The organism is Psychrobacter sp. DAB_AL62B (assembly GCF_028895345.1).
Taxonomy (GTDB): Bacteria; Pseudomonadota; Gammaproteobacteria; order Pseudomonadales; family Moraxellaceae; genus Psychrobacter.
In genome coordinates this window covers 56,246-77,153 of record NZ_SAXC01000006.1, presented here as the reverse complement: position 1 = coordinate 77,153, position 20,908 = coordinate 56,246, and the positions used below count along the sequence as shown (strand labels likewise).

At 42.1% G+C, this 20,908-nt stretch carries 17 protein-coding genes; 13 read left to right on the top strand and 4 right to left on the bottom strand.

Annotated elements, in window-relative coordinates:
- The first annotated feature begins 165 nt into the window (after window positions 1-165).
- Entirely contained in the window at window positions 166-831 is a 666-nt protein-coding gene (locus EPB74_RS09240; protein ID WP_274903928.1) for a GNAT family N-acetyltransferase, read from the top strand.
- A 166-nt stretch (window positions 832-997) separates the two neighbouring features.
- Here EPB74_RS09240 and EPB74_RS09235 read toward each other — a convergent pair whose 3' ends face one another.
- The 3 genes from EPB74_RS09235 to ampD all read right to left on the bottom strand — a co-directional run bounded on the left by EPB74_RS09235 (window position 998) and on the right by ampD (window position 4,026).
- Window positions 998-1,627 (bottom strand): hypothetical protein, encoded by a 630-nt coding sequence (locus EPB74_RS09235; protein ID WP_274903927.1) that lies wholly within the window; start codon window positions 1,625-1,627, stop codon window positions 998-1,000.
- Between the two features lie 111 nt (window positions 1,628-1,738).
- Window positions 1,739-3,289, bottom strand: a complete 1,551-nt coding sequence (gene murJ, locus EPB74_RS09230; protein ID WP_274903926.1) for a murein biosynthesis integral membrane protein MurJ — start codon at window positions 3,287-3,289, stop codon at window positions 1,739-1,741.
- Between the two features lie 146 nt (window positions 3,290-3,435).
- Window positions 3,436-4,026 carry a 1,6-anhydro-N-acetylmuramyl-L-alanine amidase AmpD gene (ampD, locus tag EPB74_RS09225; protein ID WP_274903925.1) on the bottom strand — a complete coding sequence of 197 codons (591 nt, stop codon included), beginning with the start codon at window positions 4,024-4,026 and terminating at the stop codon, window positions 3,436-3,438.
- A 183-nt stretch (window positions 4,027-4,209) separates the two neighbouring features.
- Between ampD and EPB74_RS09220 the strand changes: the two genes are divergently transcribed.
- From EPB74_RS09220 to lpxC, 12 genes are all read left to right on the top strand, one after another.
- Window positions 4,210-6,357, top strand: a complete 2,148-nt coding sequence (locus tag EPB74_RS09220; protein ID WP_274903924.1) for an Lnb N-terminal periplasmic domain-containing protein — start codon at window positions 4,210-4,212, stop codon at window positions 6,355-6,357.
- A gap of 92 nt (window positions 6,358-6,449) precedes the next feature.
- Window positions 6,450-7,283, top strand: coding sequence for an SDR family oxidoreductase (locus EPB74_RS09215; RefSeq protein WP_274903923.1), 834 nt, complete (start codon window positions 6,450-6,452; stop codon window positions 7,281-7,283).
- 166 nt (window positions 7,284-7,449) lie between these two features.
- Entirely contained in the window at window positions 7,450-8,484 is a 1,035-nt protein-coding gene (locus EPB74_RS09210; protein ID WP_274903922.1) for a hypothetical protein, read from the top strand.
- Window positions 8,485-8,553: 69 nt separating this feature from the next.
- The gene (gene pyrE, locus EPB74_RS09205) at window positions 8,554-9,273 is read left to right on the top strand and encodes an orotate phosphoribosyltransferase (protein WP_079692535.1); all 720 of its coding nucleotides are present in this window, start codon (window positions 8,554-8,556) and stop codon (window positions 9,271-9,273) included.
- 80 nt (window positions 9,274-9,353) lie between these two features.
- The gene (gshB, locus tag EPB74_RS09200; protein ID WP_274903921.1) at window positions 9,354-10,325 is read left to right on the top strand and encodes a glutathione synthase; all 972 of its coding nucleotides are present in this window, start codon (window positions 9,354-9,356) and stop codon (window positions 10,323-10,325) included.
- A 338-nt stretch (window positions 10,326-10,663) separates the two neighbouring features.
- A complete protein-coding gene (gene murG / locus EPB74_RS09195; RefSeq protein WP_089554258.1) occupies window positions 10,664-11,749 on the top strand; it encodes an undecaprenyldiphospho-muramoylpentapeptide beta-N-acetylglucosaminyltransferase in 1,086 nt (361 codons plus the stop codon).
- Window positions 11,750-11,821: 72 nt separating this feature from the next.
- Entirely contained in the window at window positions 11,822-13,261 is a 1,440-nt protein-coding gene (murC, locus tag EPB74_RS09190) for a UDP-N-acetylmuramate--L-alanine ligase (RefSeq protein ID WP_274903920.1), read from the top strand.
- Between the two features lie 272 nt (window positions 13,262-13,533).
- On the top strand, window positions 13,534-14,463 hold the full coding sequence (locus EPB74_RS09185) for a D-alanine--D-alanine ligase (RefSeq protein ID WP_145952566.1): 930 nt from the start codon (window positions 13,534-13,536) through the stop codon (window positions 14,461-14,463).
- A gap of 500 nt (window positions 14,464-14,963) precedes the next feature.
- Window positions 14,964-15,761: a cell division protein FtsQ/DivIB gene (locus EPB74_RS09180; RefSeq protein ID WP_274903919.1), complete on the top strand. Its 798-nt coding sequence runs from the start codon at window positions 14,964-14,966 to the stop codon at window positions 15,759-15,761.
- Between the two features lie 166 nt (window positions 15,762-15,927).
- Window positions 15,928-17,220 (top strand): cell division protein FtsA, encoded by a 1,293-nt coding sequence (gene ftsA, locus EPB74_RS09175; RefSeq protein WP_274903918.1) that lies wholly within the window; start codon window positions 15,928-15,930, stop codon window positions 17,218-17,220.
- A 245-nt stretch (window positions 17,221-17,465) separates the two neighbouring features.
- Entirely contained in the window at window positions 17,466-18,662 is a 1,197-nt protein-coding gene (gene ftsZ, locus EPB74_RS09170; protein ID WP_079692529.1) for a cell division protein FtsZ, read from the top strand.
- Between the two features lie 353 nt (window positions 18,663-19,015).
- The gene (gene lpxC, locus EPB74_RS09165; protein ID WP_171996353.1) at window positions 19,016-19,927 is read left to right on the top strand and encodes a UDP-3-O-acyl-N-acetylglucosamine deacetylase; all 912 of its coding nucleotides are present in this window, start codon (window positions 19,016-19,018) and stop codon (window positions 19,925-19,927) included.
- Between the two features lie 304 nt (window positions 19,928-20,231).
- On the opposite strand, the gene EPB74_RS09160 is transcribed toward lpxC, so the two are convergent.
- Window positions 20,232-20,747, bottom strand: a complete 516-nt coding sequence (locus tag EPB74_RS09160) for a hypothetical protein (RefSeq protein WP_089554252.1) — start codon at window positions 20,745-20,747, stop codon at window positions 20,232-20,234.
- Between the last annotated feature and the right edge of the window lie 161 nt (window positions 20,748-20,908).

Genomic DNA, 20,908 nt, shown 5'->3' with positions numbered 1-20,908 from the left:
CAACGCCAGCAACCTTAAAAGTTAGTAATTTTATCTGGCTTATGGTTGTTTGCTCATTTCGCGATTGTTATTAATTAACGGTTTAGCCATTAATGATTAATCGTTAACGATTTATCGCACATCCTCTATTACCAATTACTAATTACCGTTAATCATGGGAATGCTATGTCTGATTTTGCTTCTAACGCCACTGCTAAGTCTGATACTAATGATGTCCCTCATTCTATGCTGCATCTATTAGCAGCATATAAACTCAACGATAAATTTCTTGTGCAGCGCGCAAGCATAGACGACTTAGCAGAAATTTTAGCAATTTATAATCAAAGTATTGCCGGTAAACAAGCAACGGCCAATCTAACGCCAGTAACTTCTGAAGAGCGCGAAGCTTGGTTTGAGGAACACCTCAACAGTGCAACGCGACCTATTTATGTCGTTAGAATGGTAGATATAGTAGGTATAGTAGGTATCGACAGCGCGAAGCAAAAAGAATGTTCCCCAATAGTTGCGTGGGGCAGCTTTAGTGATTTGTATGCGCGACCGGCTTATCATATCAGTAGTGGGATTAGCATTTATCTGCACAAGGATTACCATGGTCAAGGGCTGGGCAGCTTATTGCTATGCTGGATGCTGAATCAAGCGCCAAGCCTTGAGATTCATAATTTGATAGCGCTTATTTTTGCTCATAATCAGCCAAGTTTAGGTCTATTCCGTAAAATTGGCTTTGAGCAATGGGGCTATATGCCAAGGGTTTGTGACATGGATGGCTTTATCGCTGATGTGGTGATGCTTGGTAAGACCGTCATTCCAGACGATATAGTCGATTCACTTTAAAAAGAATATAGTGTTGCTAATATGAGTTTTGCGAAGCCTCTGTCTAGCGAAGCGCACAGCAAGCGAGAAAAATTTATATCAGCAGAATGTTGTGACAATCATAGGTGTTTCATTTTGAACTTACTATAGTAACAAGCGTTAAAACCGTTATTTATACTGAACAGTTTTAGCCCAATATTTTCCATTCACCATTGATTTTTTGTAGCTCATAAGTCAGGGGTGCAGGTTGTTTTTGGCCTTTGAGCATGAGCTCACCGATGACGGTTGCCTTTGTTTTGTCGCTGTTGTATTTGGTATCAATAATAGTGACGGCTTCAACCGTCTGCTTAAAGGCAAACTGAGTATTTTTTAACTCTTCAGCGAAATCTTCCATATCGACTTTATAATAAGTCGCAGCCTTTTCAATATCGCCATAATATAAAGTATCAAGTGCTAGCTTGACCGTATTTTCTGGCGTACCAACTTGGGTTTTATTGGTTAGTATACTTGGCTCTTTAACGGCTGCTGCGATAGGGCTGATATCGTGACTAACAATGTCCGTATTGGGTGTAGCTGAGGCACTGTCGTCTATACTATTAGCCTTATTAACATCAGCATTAGCCGCGACATCATCCGTACTTTTAGCACTCTCTACGGCAGATGAACTGTCTGTCGTCTCGTTCGCTGGCTTGCTCTGCACATTATCATTATCGCTACAACCGCTTATCAGCAGTCCGGCACTAAATAAAGAAAAACCAAGTAAACCAGTCGCAACAATCTTAGGTAAGCGTCGAGCTGTGAATTGCCGATTTATCATATAAAACCTTAATAGTGAGTGATTTAACAATGAGCCATTATGGCAACTATCAGCATCATTCATTGTCAATTCTCATATTGACCTTGTTTTGGTTTCGTAAGTTAAATCATTCTAACCATGCTTAAGCTGGCGAGGACGGAAGCCTGTTGCTAATAACACCACACCATAAATCAGTGCACCGACCGTGCACATAATCAGTAGCGCAACCAAACGTCGCCACTGAGCATCATCGGTTGGAAAGTAGGGTAGCATGACATAAAGCACAGCGACCATGGCACTGGTAGAAATCGCAAACTGCGCAAACAGCTTTTTCCAGTGACTGCCAAAACGGAAAATATCGCGTTTATGTAAGAAATAATACAATAAGCCTGCATTCACAAATGATGCGCCGGTCGTCGCAAGTGCCAGACCACCATGCAGTGGAATCTCAAAAAAGTAAAATATCCCGATAAAGATGACGCTAAAAATCATATTGGCAAAAACGGAAATAATACCAATTTTCACTGGCGTTCGTATATCTTGACGAGCAAAGAAAGCAGGGGCAAAGACTTTAATTAGCATAAAGCCTAATATGCCACCCGCCATACTACGTAACGCGAGCGAACTCATTTGCGCATCACGTAAGGTAAACTCACCACGTAAGAATAACGCTTGCATCAGCACATCAGACAGTATAAATAAGGCCGCCGATGCAGGTACACCCACCAAAATAATTAAACGTGCTGCCCAATCAATAGTCTTTTTAAAGCTAATATCGTCTTTTTTGGCCTCACTTTTTGATAGGCTAGGTAAAATAACCGTACCAATCGCCACCCCAATTAAGCCAAGTGGCAGCTCACTCATGCGCTCAGCGGCATATAACCATGAAACCGAGCCACCAATCATCAATGAAGCAAAGATAGTATTTAATAATAGATTAATCTGAGTAACCGACACCCCAAAGATAGCAGGCAACATCAGCTTTAATATGCGCTTGACACCTTCGTGCTGAAAATCGATTTTAGGCAGAACTAATAGCTTTTGTTGTGACAACTGCGGTAACTGCAGTAATAGTTGTAATAAGCCGGCAATAGCGACCGCATAACCGAGCGCCATAATGGGCGTCTCGAACATGGGAGAAAAAACCAACGCACCGCCAATCATACATAGATTTAATAATACCGGTGCAAAGGCAGGGGCCGCAAAGCGTCCGTAGCTTTGCAGTATACCGCTAGCAAAAGCAGTCATTGAGATAAATAGTAAATAAGGAAAGGTTAGACGTAGCAATTCAGCAGTAATAGCAAACTTATCGGGCTGATCAGCAAAACCTGGAGCAAATAAAGTCACTACCCACGGTGCCATTAAAATCACCACGACAGTGAGCATGGACAAAATTAGCAACAGCGCACCTGAAGTACGGCTGACTAATATCTGTACCTCTTGTAAGCTATATTTTTCTTTATATTCTGATAGAACGGGTACGAAGGCTTGGCTAAACGCGCCTTCAGCAAATAGACGACGTAAAAAATTAGGTATCTTAAAGGAGACCAAAAAGGCATCCATCAGACCACCAGCGCCAAAGACGCCTAGTAATACGATATCACGTACCAGACCTAAAATACGCGACAGCATGGTCATGCTACTGACTACCATGGTTGAACGAAATAACCGACTTTTTGCCATGAGAACCTATTATGCTGAGTGGTTTGCTAATTTATTTATTGATGTACTAAGGTCAAAAAACTGACAGATTATAGCACTTTCATAGCAGCGGTAAATGAATTGGATGTGGAAATTAGGCGTGCTATTAACAGAGCTACTAATACGAGCTAGTCCTCAAGTTTGTTGGCTACCATCTCGCGCAATTTTACCCATTCAAAATAATCACCGGGGTCAGTCTTGCGACCAGGGGCAATATCGCTATGACCGGTGAGATGCCGGCGGGTTTTAGGGTAAGCGTCATAGATAGCGGCGACTACTTGTGCAAGTGCGGCATACTGCGCGGATGTAAAGGACACAAAATCTGACCCTTCAAGTTCAATGCCAATGCTATAATCATTACATTCAGGTCGACCAAGATAACTAGACCTGCCAGCATGCCATGCACGCTCATTAAAATTAACAAACTGAGTCACAGCACCATCACGCTCTATAAATAGGTGAGCTGAAACTTCTGCACCTTCAATCGTCTTAAAGTACGGATGCGCTTCCCAGTCTAATTGATTGGTAAATAAGGCCTTAACATAATGTAAACCGTCAGTGCCACAGGCGCCAAATTCACTCGGTGGTAAGCTGATATTATGGATCACAATAGTATCAATGCTTATTTTCTTAGGTCTTCTATTGCAGTTTGGGGATGCCAGCCAAGTGGCCTTTGATAATCGACCATCGTTAATAGATATTGCTGACGCTATGGACATAGTATTCTCTTTTATAATGTTATGAAGCAAGCATAGTAGAAATGCCTTTTATCATAAATTTTGTATACATTAATAGCAAACATACCTATAGAAAAAATAACTATTCAGAATATATATTCTGATAATTCGACAGACCTAATAACGCGATAAGCGTATGACTCCTACAGTGCGAGATTTTACCTCATGCCTATTAACTTAAAGTCTATTAACTTAAAGTCTATTAGTTCGAACCTTATTGCGATAGAGGGTACGCCAACACAGCTGACTAGGCGCGCGCGTTTGCCACTGACGATTGCCGGACTACTGCTAACCGTACAGGCGCAAGCGTTTTTACCGACGCCATCATCGCTCGTAACGACAGGTGAACTTGCCCCTGATACTAATCCAGATTTGATTGCTAAAAATTTAGCAAAATCTATAGATGAAAATAAACAAGATACCCAAAATGTTCAAAATATCCAAAACACGAATGCTGAGCAGTTATTAACAACGTGGCGTCAGCAAGTGAAACAAGACAATCTCGCCCAGCACATAACATGGCGTCGGTTACTATATTTTATCGATGATGAAAAAAGTTTGCTTGGCAAAAAGAAAGATAAAAGCGTGGTAGAAGACAGCAGTTTTTTCTTAACCAGTAACGGTCAGCAAGATTCAGCAGCGGAACTTGATGCCATGCTGGTTGCGCTTACTCAGGAATTAACAGCCTCTACGAGCAATAGTAGCAATGTTAAAACGAATAAAAGTAACTCCGTACTTTGCCGTTTTCCTGCGCGCGTACAGTGGCTCACAGAGACGTTAAATCTTGACAAAACAGCATTGCAAGCTGACTGTGCAGAGCTTGATAACTGGATGGCAACGCTAGCGCCTGAACAGTTGTCACTGATGTTTGCGCAAGAGTATTTAGACAATCCTATCTCTGCCTTTGGCCATACTTTATTGCGTATTGATTCAAAAGCTAGTGTGGCTGATTCTAGCCAGATTCATCATGCGTATGCGCTTAATGACACCGTCGATGGTGATGCTGCTGATAGTTTTTTAATTTATGCCGTTAAAGCGGCGAGTGGTGGCTATGATAATCTGATCGAAATTGATCCTTATCCTAAAAAGTTTGCAGACTATCTAAAAGAGGACGAACGTGATAGTTGGACCTATCAATTAGACTTAACCCCAAGCGAGGTGCAGCAAATCATGCTGCATGTGTGGGAAACCAAAGACTTAAATTTGCCTTATTACTTTGCTACGGATAACTGTGCTTCAGAGATTTTACGTCTTATCGATGTGGTACGCCCTGAACAGCATTTACTCAGTCAACTGCCTTATGCCGTTATTCCCTCCGATGTCGTCAACTTACTTAAAGCTGAAAATTTGCTGGCAAGCACTCTTTATACGCCAGCAGACAGTAGCGTACGCCAAGCACAGTTAAATAAAGCCGTGCAAGCTGCCAAACTGGGTTATCAAGATTTAACAAAAGAAGCGGCAAATAATATTAAATCAGCCGATATTAATTTGTCATCGAGCATGAGCGCTGATGGTCAGACGTTATTGCCAGTGACTATTGTCCCACCTAATAATAATCCGCTTGATCGTCATGCGTTGCAGCGTGGTCAGGTTGGTATTGGCCAGCGCGGAGATAACAACTATGTAGAGCTTGGTCTACGTGCCGGCTTCCATGATACGCTTGATCGTACCGCAGGATTCGGACAGTTCTTTGATTTAGAAGGCGTCAAAGCGACATTGCGTTTGTATGACAAGGATGAGGACCAGATTAATCAACCAAAGAGTGTCGTTTTGCAGAATTTTACTTTAATTCGCGGACGTTCTTTTAATCCTGTTAATACTGCTAAAAAGGGTCAGACGTGGGGCGCGATTGTTGAAGCCACGCGTATCAATGATGGCTCTCAGCAAGATGGCACTGATCATTTAGTAGGAAGCACTACCTTAGAATATGGTAAATCGTGGGCATTTGGAACGCCGCCTGCTAACTCTGGCGAGATGCCGCCGCAGCTGTGCTATACCTTGGCAACGGGCGCAGTACAAGGTGGGCGCGGTATTAATAAAGGCTACCGCGTGGGGGCAGGGGTAAATGCTGGCTGCCTATATCAGGTTAACAATCAGTTACGCGTACAAGCTGAATTGCAACTGCCGTATTGGTATCATGGCAGCAGCGATGAGCCTGAGGTAACTGGTCATTATTGGCAGCCGATTACTACGCTTGGGCTACAGTATGATATCGATAAAAAACAAGCGTTAAGGCTTAATGCTAGCTATGATTGGCAAGAGCGTGTCGATGCTAATGATGATATAAAACTGTCTTATATGCGTTATTTTTAACTAGCTGTTACCTTTTATATTGAAGTAAAAGTGCATTTTAAAGGCAGTTATTAGCAGTATTGATTAATTATCATTATAAATAAGGATAAGTTATGTCCACTCAGAAATTACTTGTTATTGGACAGGGCGACATTGGTTTACCGGTGACGAATAAACTTGCTCAAGAAGGCTTGTCTGTCACTGGGTTGGCGCGTCGTGAACGTAGCCATTACCAGTTAGATGATAGTGCGAAATTTATGCAAGCGGATGCGCTGACATTGACTGTCGAGAAGTTAAAAGACTTTACGCGTATTGCTGTTATCGTAACGCCTGATGAGTATTCGACCAGTGGTTATAACGACAGCTATTTAAGTATTTGTCAGCATTTAGCAACGCTTGCAAGTGAATTAACCAATCTTGAGCGCGTGGTCTTTATTTCTTCAACAGGGATTTATGGGCAAAACGAAGGGGAATGGATCGATGAGCATACCGCGCCTGTCAGCCCCGAACGTGATGGGTCAAAAATCATATTGCAAGCAGAACAAGCGTTGCAACAAGGGTTTGGTAATAAGGCGATTATCATTCGCCCAAGCGGTATTTATGGCCGCGAACGATTAATGCGTCTGCGAAAAGTTAAAGAAGCACAAAAAGAACCGATTGCCGCTAAAGATTGGAGCAATCGTATTATGGATCGCGATCTGGTGACGATTATTATCAACGTACTGACCATAGATACGCCCAAGTCAATTTATATTGCCACCGATTATGCGCCAGTAACGACACTTGAGCTGATCACTTGGTTAAGTGAGCAAGTAGGTGAAACGCTACCAGAAGTGGACGATAAAAAAACAGCAGTGACAGGAAAACGTTTACACAGTAACATTCCATTAGCTTGGCTCACTTATCCTGATTGGCAAGTAGGTTATCAAGATATCTTGCATCATTAAGGCTAAGATAATGGTTATACCACAGGTGCTTTGATGCCGCTCATTTCACTCTGACTCCTATTCATATCGATTCAATATTGTTTTTTTAAAGGTATTGTTTGAGTATTTTTATTTAAGTTTTTTATTTAAGTGCTTTGTTTTAAACGCGCTAGCCTATGGAGATTTCATGACCCAGCCTTCTACTTCTGATGACCGTTTATTCAATGCTGAGCTTGTAGCAGAAGAGGCTCAGCTTGCAGAAGTTAATGCTGAGCAGTCAGCAGTTTTATCCAATAGTAACCAGCCTGCGATTGTGCATCCTAATTTTGATCCGAGGCGATTGCCAATTGATCCTGCAAGATCACTGAGCGATATTCCAGAGCCGGCGCGGCGCCTAAACGGGCAGTTGCACCGATTATATGGCAATGCTGCGCATTTTTACCAGCCCAATGAAGACCACTTGTCGAAATGGCAGCTGATTGCTTCAGAAGTTTTGGCTGAGCATCTGTCACTACTGAGCGCGGCAAAGCTAATCGAGCTTCCGACTAGTTTTTATCATAATCATAGTGAGCAACCGTTACTATCGCCATTAAATGAGATGACCCTGCTTGATATGTCCGATATTCAGCAAACCATTCGAACTTATCCAACACTAAGCCGTTATGGGTTTTCGGTAGTAGATGACTCGATAGTAGATGATATAGATGGCAATAAAGCTATTAACACCAAAGCTACTGCTAAGGCTAAGGCTAAGGCGTCTGTTGCTGCATTATCTCTGCGCGCACTGACCAAAAACTATGATCCTGATGAGCTACTCAGTAGTCTGTATGCTGATGATTGGCAAGTGATTCTGCAGCCGCAGCAATTTGAAACAGGCGCGGGCAGTCTAGCCACAGATATTATGGCGTGTAGCGTAGCTGTGCATGCTTTAACGCAGTGCAGCAGTCGCAAAAGCATCAATCATAGCTATAGCGCCGCACAAATTTGTCAGCATATACGCAGCTACCTGCTCAGTCAGATTATCTGCGAGCCAACACAGCGTCATGCGTACCGCCAAATTCGGATTTTTACAGGACATGTTATTGTGGCCGCCCATTATTTGGGTTGGGATATACAAGTGAGTCATGATGGTCAGTGCTACTTTAATATCTCATCACGTTGTGGTCTATTGACGCGTTATCCTGATATGCAAGATTATGATATCAATGGTTGGTCAAGTTAAACCACAACGCCTATAATGCGCATCATAATATCTGTTTTTAAATCTTCTCTTTGTTAATAGGAATGCTCAATGCCTAACGCCCAACATGCTAACAACGCTCAACATGCTAACAATGTTTCATTTTCATCTCATGATTTTATTCAGCTTGCTTTAGACAATCAGGTGCTGAAATTTGGTGAGTTTGTCTTAAAATCTGGGCGTATTAGCCCGTATTTTTTTAATGCAGGCTTGCTTGCGTCGGGTGAAATGTTATCGTTATTAGCGCGTGGTTATGCTGATGCCTTAGCTGAACAAATGCAGTATGCTAATGGTTCTGATAATAAAGAACTGGTCATCTTTGGTGCCGCTTATAAAGGCATTCCTTTTGTAGCCGCTACTGCGCAAGCGTTATGGCTATATCATGGTATCAATGCTAAATGGGGCTATAACCGTAAAGAAGTTAAAACTCATGGCGAAGGCGGTAATTTGGTTGGTGCCGATGTCAGTGGTCAGTCGGTATGGATACTCGACGATGTCATCACGGCTGGCACGGCCATGCGTGAAGTGGTCGAGATATTAGAGCAAGCAGGGGCAAGCGTTGCCGGTATTATTGTTGCGTTAGACCGTAAAGAAAAAGGCTTGGCTGAGCATTCTGCTATTCAAGAGCTGGCAGCAACTTTAGAAGTACCAGTACGTGCTCTTGTCGATATCGATGATTTAATCAGTTACCTAGCAGACGCCAGCGGCCAGCATAAAGACGCGACCCAGCTTGCAAAAATGCAGCATTATCGCGCCCAGTACGGCGTATAATTTATTGCAGTCTTTGCTAAGCTGGAATATTGTTTGTATCCGTTTTACCTATTAATAATATAACGTAAGTGAGCCTTATTATGAGCCAAGAAGAACAAAAAAAATCTTTGAACATACTTGTAATTATGGACCCTATTGAGCAGGTTAATTATAAAAAAGACACCAGCTTAGCGATGATGTGGTCGGCGCAAGACCGCGGTCATAGCCTCGGCTACTGCCAAATTCATGACTTATGGTTGGATCGTGGACAGTTGATGATAGATTCGCAGTCTGTCACTGTAAAGCGTGACCCTGAAGATTTTTATACGTTAGGGGATAAGACGACAGGTTCGGTCAGCGACTATGACGTTATTTTGATGCGTAAAGACCCGCCGTTTGATATGCGTTTTATTTATGCGACTTATATGCTCGATCATGCCAAAGCAGTAGGAGTGTTAGTGGTCAATGATCCACAAGCCATCCGTGACTGTAATGAGAAATTGTTTGCCACGTGGTTTAGCGACTATATGAGTCCAACGATTGTGACTAGTAAACAGGCACATATTCGTAAGTTTATCACTGAGCAGCAAGACGTTATCGTGAAGCCATTAGATGGCATGGGCGGTACCGGCATTTTCCGTCTAACTGCTGATAGCCCAAATATTGGCGTGACGCTAGAAGTATTGACCGAGCTTGAGACACTGCCAATCATGGCGCAGCGTTATCTGCCAGAGATTAAAGAAGGCGATAAACGTGTCCTTATCGTCGATGGTGTCGTGGTAGATTATAGCTTGGCACGTATTCCTGTTAAAGGTGAGACACGTGGTAATCTGGCTGCCGGTGGTAGCGGCGTGGCAATGCCACTGACCGATATTGAACGCCAAGTAGCTGAAGTGGTCGCACCCATCGTGAAAGAGAAAGGGCTGATGTTCGTCGGTTTAGACTTAATTGGCGGCCGCATTACTGAGATTAATGTCACCAGTCCTACGTGTGTCCGTGAGATTGATGATCAATGCGGTACGGATATTGCGACCGATTTCATTATCGCAATCGAGCAAAAACTGGCGATTTGAGCAAAGCAGTAATGATAGAGTGATTTATCACTAATCTATGTGCACAATGATAAAAAAATAGTTATGCTAAGATATGTCGTCGAAACATCGTTAAAACTGATGTTTTTATGATTGTTTAGCAGTAGTTATTTAAGCCAAGCCGCGATTGCTCACGGCTTGGATTTTTGTTATTGGTAAGATAGAAAATGCTGTATATCAGATAACGATTTACACTATACTATGCGGGCTTTACTGTGCGGGCTTTTATAGCGCTCTCACTGCTCGATGGCTAAGATGGTCAAGATAGCTATAGGATAATAAGTCCTTCATATAAATAAAGAAAAGATAGGCAGGCGTTCATGAAAACACCGCATATATTAATGATGGCTGCTGGTACAGGCGGGCATGTATTTCCAGCGCTTGCAGTTGCTGAGGAATTGACCCAACGCGGTGCAGTTATTCACTGGTTAGGGACGCCCAATGGCATGGAAAATGGCTTGGTTGCACCGACGGGTTATACTTTTCATGCTATTGCTATGCAAGGCTTGCGTGGTAAAGGGGTTGGGCGTTTACTGAAAATGCCCGTTACCTTATTATCAGCGACGATGGCGGTTATTAAAATTATCCGCAGTAATCAGATCGACATGGTCGTTGGTTTCGGCGGTTATGTGAGTGCGCCCGGTGGTATTGCCGCCCGTATTACCAGCACACCACTGATTATTCATGAGCAAAACGCCATTGCCGGTATGAGTAATCGTTATTTAGCTAAAATCGCCACCAAAGTGTTGCAAGCCTTTGAGAATACCTTTGCCAATAGCCAGCTTGATCGTAAGATTGAAACCGTTGGTAACCCGGTACGTAATGCCATTACCGGTGTAGCAGCGCCATCTGCGCGCTATGATATAAGTGACCACTCACCACTTAAACTGTTGGTCGTTGGCGGCTCCCTCGGCGCCCAAGCACTAAATAATACTGTGCCAAAAGCTTTGGCATTGCTTGAGCGTCCATTTGAAGTGCGTCATCAATGTGGACGCAATAATGAAGCAGCCACGCAAGCGTCATATGATAGTGAAGATTTAAGCGCTCATCAGTTTACTGTACAGCCATTCATCGATGATATGGCTGCTGCCTATAATTGGGCTGATATTATTGTCTGCCGTGCTGGCGCGTTAACGGTCACTGAAATCCAAAACGTCGGTATTGCGGCGATTTTTGTGCCACTACCAAGTGCGGTTGATGATCACCAAACGGCAAATGCTCGCACCTTAACGCTACATAAAGCAGCGGTTTTATTACCACAAAGCGAATTAACCCCTAAAAGTTTGAGTGATGAGCTTGCTCTGCTTGATCGATCCGCTTGCTTAGAGATGGCAAAAAAAGGTCATGCACTTGCCAATCGTGATTCCTGCCAACAAGTTGCCGATATTATCTGGCAAACATTATAAGTAATTAAGTAATGATGTAAACGCTCATTATTTTTCATACATTTTATCAGTCTTCTATAAAGAGAAAACGTTATGCCAACCTCCGCTAAAGCCCTAACTAAACGTTTGATTGAAATACCGGAAATGCGCCGTATTCAGCATTTACATTTTATCGGTATTGGTGGTTCGGGGATGTGCGGTATCGCTGAGGTAATGAAGAATCAAGGCTATGAAGTAAGCGGTTCTGATATTGCTGAGAGCCTCGTTACCAAACGCTTACAGCAAATTGGCATAGATATCACCATCGGCCATGATTCCAAGAATATCGCTCATGCGGATGTCATTGTCGTATCGTCTGCCATTGACCGTAGCAATCCTGAAGTAAAAGCGGCACTGGAAGCACGTCTTCCTGTGGTACGCCGTGCAGATATGCTTGGCGAGTTGATGCGCTACCGTCATGGTATCGCCGTTGCCGGTGCGCATGGTAAAACCACCACCACCAGCTTATTGACTACCATGATGGCTGAAGGCAATCTTGATCCAACCTATGTGATTGGTGGCAAGCTCAATGCGTCAGGTAAAAATGCAGCACTGGGTAGCAGTCGCTTTTTAATTGCGGAAGCGGACGAATCTGATGCGTCCTTTTTATCATTGCATCCGATGGCAGCGATCGTGACCAATATCGATCAAGATCACATGGAAACGTACGGTAATAGCTTTGATAAATTAAAAGCCGCCTATATTCAGTTTTTACAAAACATGCCCTTTTATGGTTTAGCCGTTGTTTGCGGTGATGACCCTGAACTGTATGCGATGATTGATGATATTGGGCGTCCGGTATTAACTTTTGGGCTTGAACCCTTTAACGATGTACAGGCTATTGATTTGGTCACCGAAGGTACAAAAACACATTTTACGGTATTGCGCCGTGATCATGAACCACTACGTCTGACCCTAAATATTCCGGGTGTGCACAATGTCTACAACGCGCTTGCAGCCATTACTATGGCCACCGATGAAGGCGTCGATGATCAGGCTATTACCCGTGCGCTACAAAAATTTGAAGGCGTCGGTCGTCGTTTTGAGCAGCATGCCTCTGTCACTATCGATGATGGCGATGTTTTGCTGATTGATGACTACGGTCATCATCCTAAAGAAGTCGATGCTACTATTAAAGCCGCCCGTCAAAGCTTTCCTGAGCGCCGTTTAGTCATGATCTTTCAGCCGCATCGCTATAGCCGTACGCGCGACTGCTTTGATGACTTTGTCGAAGTACTCTCCAGTGTTGATGAATTACTGTTGTTAGATGTCTATTCAGCCGGTGAAAGTCCGATTGCAGGTGCGGATACCAAAGCCTTGGCACGTAGTATTCGTTTGCGCGGTGCTGTTGAGCCGACGATTATTGATAAAGACAATATCGCCCCTGTAATGCAGCGCCTACTCAAAGCAAATGATATGTTAATTACCCAAGGTGCTGGTAATGTGGGACAAATAGCGATCGAATTGGCCGCTAACAACCTTTATATCAAATAATCTTTATAAGCATTGCTTTCAAAATATTAGGAGCACTAATGATGACCATGAATAATACGCAAAAAAATAACGATAATATAAACCAAGGCGTCGATAGTACTGAGCAAAACGCTAGAGGCAATATTAAAGATAATATTGAAAACAACATTAAAGGTGATGCTCAAAATAACGCTGCCCCTATTATTAATCCAGAACCCGCATTAGCCGCAGCTGCACGAGCAGAGCAAGATAAAATAAACAACGATAGCCAAAGCGCGGATGTATTGCCAGCTATCAAAGAAAGCAAGGTAAAAGAGGCCAGTGAATTTGGTAAAGTCGCTGTTATCTACGGCGGTAGTGGCAACGAGCGCAGTGTTTCTTTAGATAGTGGTGCTGCTGTATTGCAAGCACTACAAAACCAAGGTGTTGATGCCACCCATTTTGATCCTAAGCATCAAGATATTACCGAACTGCGTGATTATGATCGTGTGTTTAACGTCTTACATGGTCGCGGCGGCGAAGATGGTCTGTTACAAGGCGTGCTGCAATGGTTTGATATTCCGCAGACAGGTTCGGGTATTTTAGCATCGGCACTCGGTATGGATAAAGTGCGTACCAAGCAGCTGTGGCAAGGTTGTGGTTTATCAACGGCACCATTTTCGTTGCTTACCGCTGAGACTGACTGGCAGCAAGTCGTCAATATGTTAGGACTACCACTTATTATCAAACCGGTACACGAAGGCTCAAGTATTGGTATGACTAAGGTTAATCACCTTGATGAGCTGCCAGCTGCTTACGCTACCGCGGTACAGTGCGGTGATGTGGTGATGGCTGAGCGCTGGATTACCGGTCGCGAATTTACCATTGTTATTATTGATGATGAATCATACCCAGTGATTCGTCTAGAGCCTGCTGATATTACCAATTTTTACGATTTTGAAGCCAAATACAATCGTAACGATACCAGTTACTATATTCCCTGTGGTCTAAGTGCCGCCGATGAAAAGCATCTGCAAGATTTAAGCTTGGCAGCGTTTCGTGCCGTCGATGCTAAAGGTTGGGGACGTATTGATGCGATGCAAGACGAAGCAGGTAACTTTTGGCTGCTTGAGATTAATACCGTACCAGGTATGACCAGTCATAGTTTGGTTCCCATGGCGGCTAAAGCTCGTGGTATGGACTTTGATAGCTTATGTTGGCATATTTTAGCGCAAACATTATAAATACTTATCAAAAGCGTCAGCTTTTTGATTTAAAGATTGGTTAAAAAGCCACCCTGAAATAACTGGCAGAAAAATGTATTTAACACTTTTAACATAGTTTTAGATCAGATAAATAGTGGTGTTTAAAAAGGTTAATGTATCGCTAGAGCTGCTATACCACAGCTTCATGTAAACTTGTGTAAATTCGTTGTTAGTAGTAGGGGTTAGGCTATTGTTTAAAGGTAAAATGCGTTAATATTGTAACCACCAGTCTATTTTGGTGATATTTATGCAACTCTCTGTTAAGTCCTTCATTAATTGAGAAAAATGTTACGTTTAAATGAATTTAATCACATTTTATATAGCCTTTTAGACAAGTAAATTGATAGCATATCTATCAAATAGATTTCTACGAATGATAAAGCATAAGCAGGTCTACATTAATAAAAAGCATCATCAGCTCTATGCAATTATTAATCAGATATAAATATTCAAATATAAATATAGGGACGACGTTTATTATGGCTCAAACTGTCAATGACGTAGCTGACTTGATGAGTGATAAAACCCGTCAACCAAAATCGAACTTTCAAGTACCGACTACCGTCAAATACTTTTTTACCGTATTGGTGCTAGGTTTGTTAGTATTGATATTGATAATGGGTGGTAAAGCATTACGTGATGCTCCTCCCGCCGCTATTCATGTCAGCAACCAAGGATTGACGGTTGCACAATATCGAACGCTACAGCAGGTTATGAACCAACAGAGTGTGAGCAGTTTTTTTACCTCTGATTTACAAGCGTTGCGAGATATTACGACCGGTCTGGCTTGGGTTGACCAAGTGAGTATTAGCCGTGATTGGCAGCGTGGTATTGTGGTCACCGCATTACCCAAACAGGCCGTGGCCAATTTTGGTACCGAGCGTTTGGTTGATGCAAAAGGCAGCGTTTTTGTCCCTGCTGATAGTAGAGACTTAACGCAGGAGCGTTTTGCGACTTTGCAAGGTGATATTGCTCAAGCACCAGTTATTATGCAACAGATGCAGCAAGTAAATGATTGGTATGCACCGCTTGATCTGCAAGTTGCAGATATCATTCTGTCCCCTAGAATGACTTGGTTGATCCGTTTTGATAATGGGCTACGGGTTATCGTTGACAATGAAAATACAGCACAAAAACTGTTGAATCTAAGTCAGCTGCTTGGTAACCAATTAAGCAATCGCCGTGAGGAGATACAGTCAGTAGATCTTCGTTACAAAAATGGATTTACCATTGCATGGAATATAGCGCCGCCACAAAATAGTGAAACACCACCATAAAAGCACAGCAGAAATAAAATAGTAAATTAGTAGTCAATACACTATATTTGTCTACTTTTTTGGTATAAAGAATTACCCTACAATATCATCGCTTGATGATAACCCTTTTAATGATTTAATGGAGACATCATTTGGTCTCCTGTTTAGCGATAATTTGTCTGGTACCATGAAAAATACTGAAAATCTGGTTGTTGTCCATCTAAGTGCCACGGCAGTTTATGTCGTTATTGGCAGCGTTGTCTCTGCAAAAGACATTCGTATTATGGGTGTTGGGCAAGTTAAAAATAGTGACTTTTATCAAGGTCAAATAAAGCATCGCGAACGTTTGCAAGGCGCTATCAAACAAGCCATTCAAGAAGCGGAAGATACCGCCAATTGTCGCGTGCATAGTGTGTGGTTAACGATGGCAACACCTGAACTGTTGAGCAAAAACAGTACCGGTGATGTTAGAGTAGAAGACGAAGTCGCACGTACCAAAGATATGGTGCAGGCGTTATCGAATGCTAAGTCGCAAGATTTGTCGTCGGATTACTATTTGATGCATTGTTGCCAGCAAGGCATTTATATTGATAATCAAGAGTTTATGGTGGATGACGCCATTGACATGGTGGCGCACAACATTGCCGTGATGTATCACATGATGATGATGCCGGTTGCGAGCCGTCAGAATATCCAAAAACTACTGCAAAGCTGTGATGTTGGTATTGACCATATCGTTTTTGATGCGGTGACCAGTGCAGAATATAGCTTAATGAGTGAAGAGCGCCAACAGGGCGTTTGTTTAATCGATATCGGCGCTAGTACTACCAGTATTTGTGTTTATAAAGAAAATAAGCTGATTTTTACGCATTGCATCGCTACCGGCAGTCATGAGGTGACGATGGACATTTCGGCAGATGTTGGTATCTCTATGATAGAAGCTGAAAAGCTAAAAAAATCGTATGGTACGGTTGATGTCAATAGTGTAGATCCAAGCTCGTTTTTTATCTTTAAGCCACAAGGGTCAGGCGATGAAATTAATATCGGTATCTATAATTTAGCTCGTATTATTGAAGCCCGTTACGTGCAGATTTTTACCGAGGTGGTTCGCCAGCTGCATGAAGCTGACCTATTAAGCTATATTGATAAAGGCATTGTGCTGACAGGTGGTGGTAGTTCAATTAAAGGCATGATACCGTTTGCCAAAAAATTGCTTAAAATGCCAGTGGTATTGACCAATACCCATCCTGCTATTAGTGCTTATAACCATTTTGATAATGATGAATCATTTAAGCAGCTAAATCTTCAGGTCAATGATCGCGCTTATCAAACGGCATTTGGGACATTACTATATAGTCAAAGCGAGCAGTTTCGGCGTAGTGAAAAAAGTGAGCCTGAAGCGATTCAAAAAAACCGAGTGACTGGCGTCTTTCAAAGTGCAGGGCAACGTTTTGCTAGTGTCTTAAAAAAGATACTATAATTCTGCGGGGATTCTGCTGGCAAAATATTTATAGCATACAGATAAGTATTTTGCGCTTAAGACCATGCAACAATATTAAAAGCAATACCCTGTATAATAACGGCATATTTGGGCTAAGCGTTACTATTTAAGCCATTGCCCTGTTTTATTTCAATACATTTATATATAGTAAGTCGATAGCGCGCCATATGAGTGTGTTAACACGTATCGACCATCACGCTATCTGCAACTGGAGAAACCTTTTTATGTCAAAATACACCATGCCAGATGATAACCAGCTTCAAAATAATGGCCAGGCAAGCTTCACTGTATTCGGTGTAGGCGGCGGTGGCGGTAATGCAGTTGAACATATGGTACAACAAGGGATTAGAGGGGTAACGTTTGTCTGTGCGAATACCGACAAACAGGCGCTTGATCGTTTGACCGCACCGCATAAATTGCAACTTGGCGCAAAAACAAACCGTGGTCTAGGCGCAGGGGCGAACCCAGAAGTTGGTCGTGAAGCCGCAGAAAGCGACGAAGAAGCGATTCGTGCGTTACTTGAACACTCAGATATGGTGTTTATCACCGCTGGAATGGGTGGCGGTACTGGTACTGGTGCAGCACCAGTGGTTGCGCGCATTGCTAAAGAAATGGAAGTGTTGACAGTCGCAGTAGTCACCACACCATTTAAGTTTGAAGGTGGCAAACGTATCAAGGCTGCTAAAGCGGGTATTGAGCAGCTCACCAACTTCGTTGACTCTATTATTACGATCCCAAATGATAAGTTAATGAGTGTTTACGGCAATATTTCTATGCAAGACGCATTCAAAAAAGCGGATGATGTGTTGTTACATGCGGTTCAAGGTATTGCTGAAACCATCGCCAGCGAAGGTATGATTAATATCGATTTTAATGATATTCGTACTGCAATGACAGCAAAAGGTCATGCGATGATGGGTATTGGTCGTGCCAGCGGTGATGACCGTGCGCGTCAAGCCACTGAAAAAGCCATTAGATCGCCATTGCTTGACGATTTGCGTCTGGAGAATGCCAAAGGCTTACTCGTCAACGTAATTTCTTCTGAGTCGTTATCATTGGATGAGATGAGCAAAATCAGTGTCATAGTAGAAGAAATCACTGATATAGATGAGGCGCATATTTTCTATGGCTCTGTCATTGATGAAAAAATGGGTGATGATTTGCATGTGACCGTTATTGCAACGGGTCTGACCTTAGATGAAAATGCGGGTGAAGAGCCTGAAGTAGTAGAGCAGCCTGTGCCATCTGTGAATAGCACACAGCCTGTCGACCCAAACTTGCATACTAGCGCTTTGAATAGCCAAAAACAGTCTCAAGCTCAATACCAAGAAAATCCAATCCGTTCAAATGCTGCGCCAGAACAGACTAAAACTAAGACTAATAGCATTCAAGACTATCTTAAGCGTCAACAAAACAAATAGTCATTTATAAATACTTATCATTAAAAAAGCCAGCGCTCAATCGCTGGCTTTTTTGTGTCTGTACATAACCAAGGTCTATTTATAAAATCGCTTAAGTAAAAGCTATAAATATCTATAAAAAGACATGGTTAAACAATTTCAGTGTAAGACACTTTATAGGATAAAACGTCCCTAAAACTCACTATTTCGTAGCTATTAATCAATTATTGAGACATAAAAGCCAGCAATAATAGAGTTATGATAAATGTTATTAATCAAAGAAATAAGGAAATTAACGCTTTTTAACGCTAGCGAAGCAGGGGCGGGTAATGCTACACTATGCCAATTGTAACAAAATATGTGAGAAGACAGCCATGAACCAACGAACCATAAAAACAGCAATAGCCGTTACCGGTACTGGTCTTCATAGTGGTCAACCTGTTGATTTAGAGTTTCATCCGCAGCCAGTTAATACCGGAATCGTTTTTGAGCGTTCGGATATTGCCGGTAGCCTGCCCATTCCTGCGAGTGCATTTTTGGTACAAGATACCATGATGTCATCAAATCTTGTCTTTGGTGGTACGCGTGTCGGTACGGTTGAGCACTTGCTAAGTGCGATAGCTGGTCTTGGGGTTGATAATCTACTAGTCCGTGTGTCGGCTTCAGAAATACCGATTATGGATGGCAGTGCTGCGCCGTTTGTGGGACTGCTATTACAAGCAGGTTTCCGTGAGCAGGATGCTTTAAAGAGATTTATTAAAATAGTAAGATCGGTACGCGTTAAAGTTGACGATAAATGGGCAGAGCTACGTCCTTATGAAGGGTTTGAATTAAATTTCGAAATTGATTTTGACCATCCTGCTATTGATAAAAATTTCCAACATGCGCAGCTACAGTTTTCTACCCAAAACTTCATCGAACAATTGAGCTCAGCGCGTACCTTTGGTTTTTTACGTGATATTGAAACTTTACGTCAGAATAATTTGGCATTAGGCGGTAGCATGGACAATGCTATTGTCATCGATGAAGCCAAGATTTTGAATGAAGAAGGTTTACGTTTTAATGATGAATTTGTTCGTCATAAAATTCTAGATGCGCTTGGCGATTTATATTTAATCGGCTATCCAATTTTAGGTCGTTTTAATGCCTACAAATCTGGTCATGCATTGAATAATTTATTAGTTCGTGAGATTTTATCGGATCATAATAACTTTGAAATTGTAACATTTGATGACAACGTAACTTGTCCTATCGAATATTTACCTTTGAATAGCTTAACTGTCTAAGGATGAATACAGGAATATACACGAAGTATCGAAACAATTACGCAATATTACATTAATTGGTTATAAGTAAGGTCAAACAATATTCGTTTAAATGGATGCTTTCCTAATAGTTTTATAAGAAATATGCTACATAGTAGGTAAGATAAAAGCTGTAGAGAATAATGAAATCATCTGTTGGTTATGTTCACAATGTGAATAGCACTGATAGATGATTTTTTTTGTTTACGAGATTACAAAAACCCAGCGCTGGCGGTGTCAACTACTTGGTTTTTTTACATAACTTTACAATAGGAAATGAGAGTTTTTACTGACCTGCTAAGCGCAAAAGTGCTTTTTTAAGGTTTTCATCAGTGGTGACACTCTCTGCAGCCTGTGATATAGTCCGCTTTGTGTTTTGGCTAAAGGCCTGATTTTCATGGCCTTTATGAGGCTTTGATAAGGGTGCTGACAACGCTGATGATGATTTAGAATAATGATTATCAGCAGATATCTTGGCCACTACGACGCGAATTTGCTTGAGTTGTTTAAATGTAATTGACTGCTCTGTTAACACCTGCAAATAAGCACTCTGTAAATAGCGGATATGATTAGCAGCAGTCATTGAGCCTACACTGAGTATTAATTGCTCAGCGGTTAAACCCACAACCCAGCAGTTACTGAGAATTTCCTCTGGTAGACAATCTACCAAAAGCTCTTTTACTTCAGTGGTTGCTTGTATATATAAACGCATATTGTCTGCAAGAGTTTGAGGTAGCGCGCTACCAGCAAAAGCTTGATGATCGATAAGTTTAGCAAGTCGGTTAGGTTGTTTTTTTGACATCGTCATAACTCATCTAAAGCGATTGAAGAAGCACATGGCTAAGCTGTTAATAATTTCAGCGTTCGTCATTGAAGAAACAAGAGTGAGCTGTTCTACTAAAGATTTTATCATGTTTGTCTTATGATTATATTTTCTAAACTAATTCATGCTTCGTCACGGAT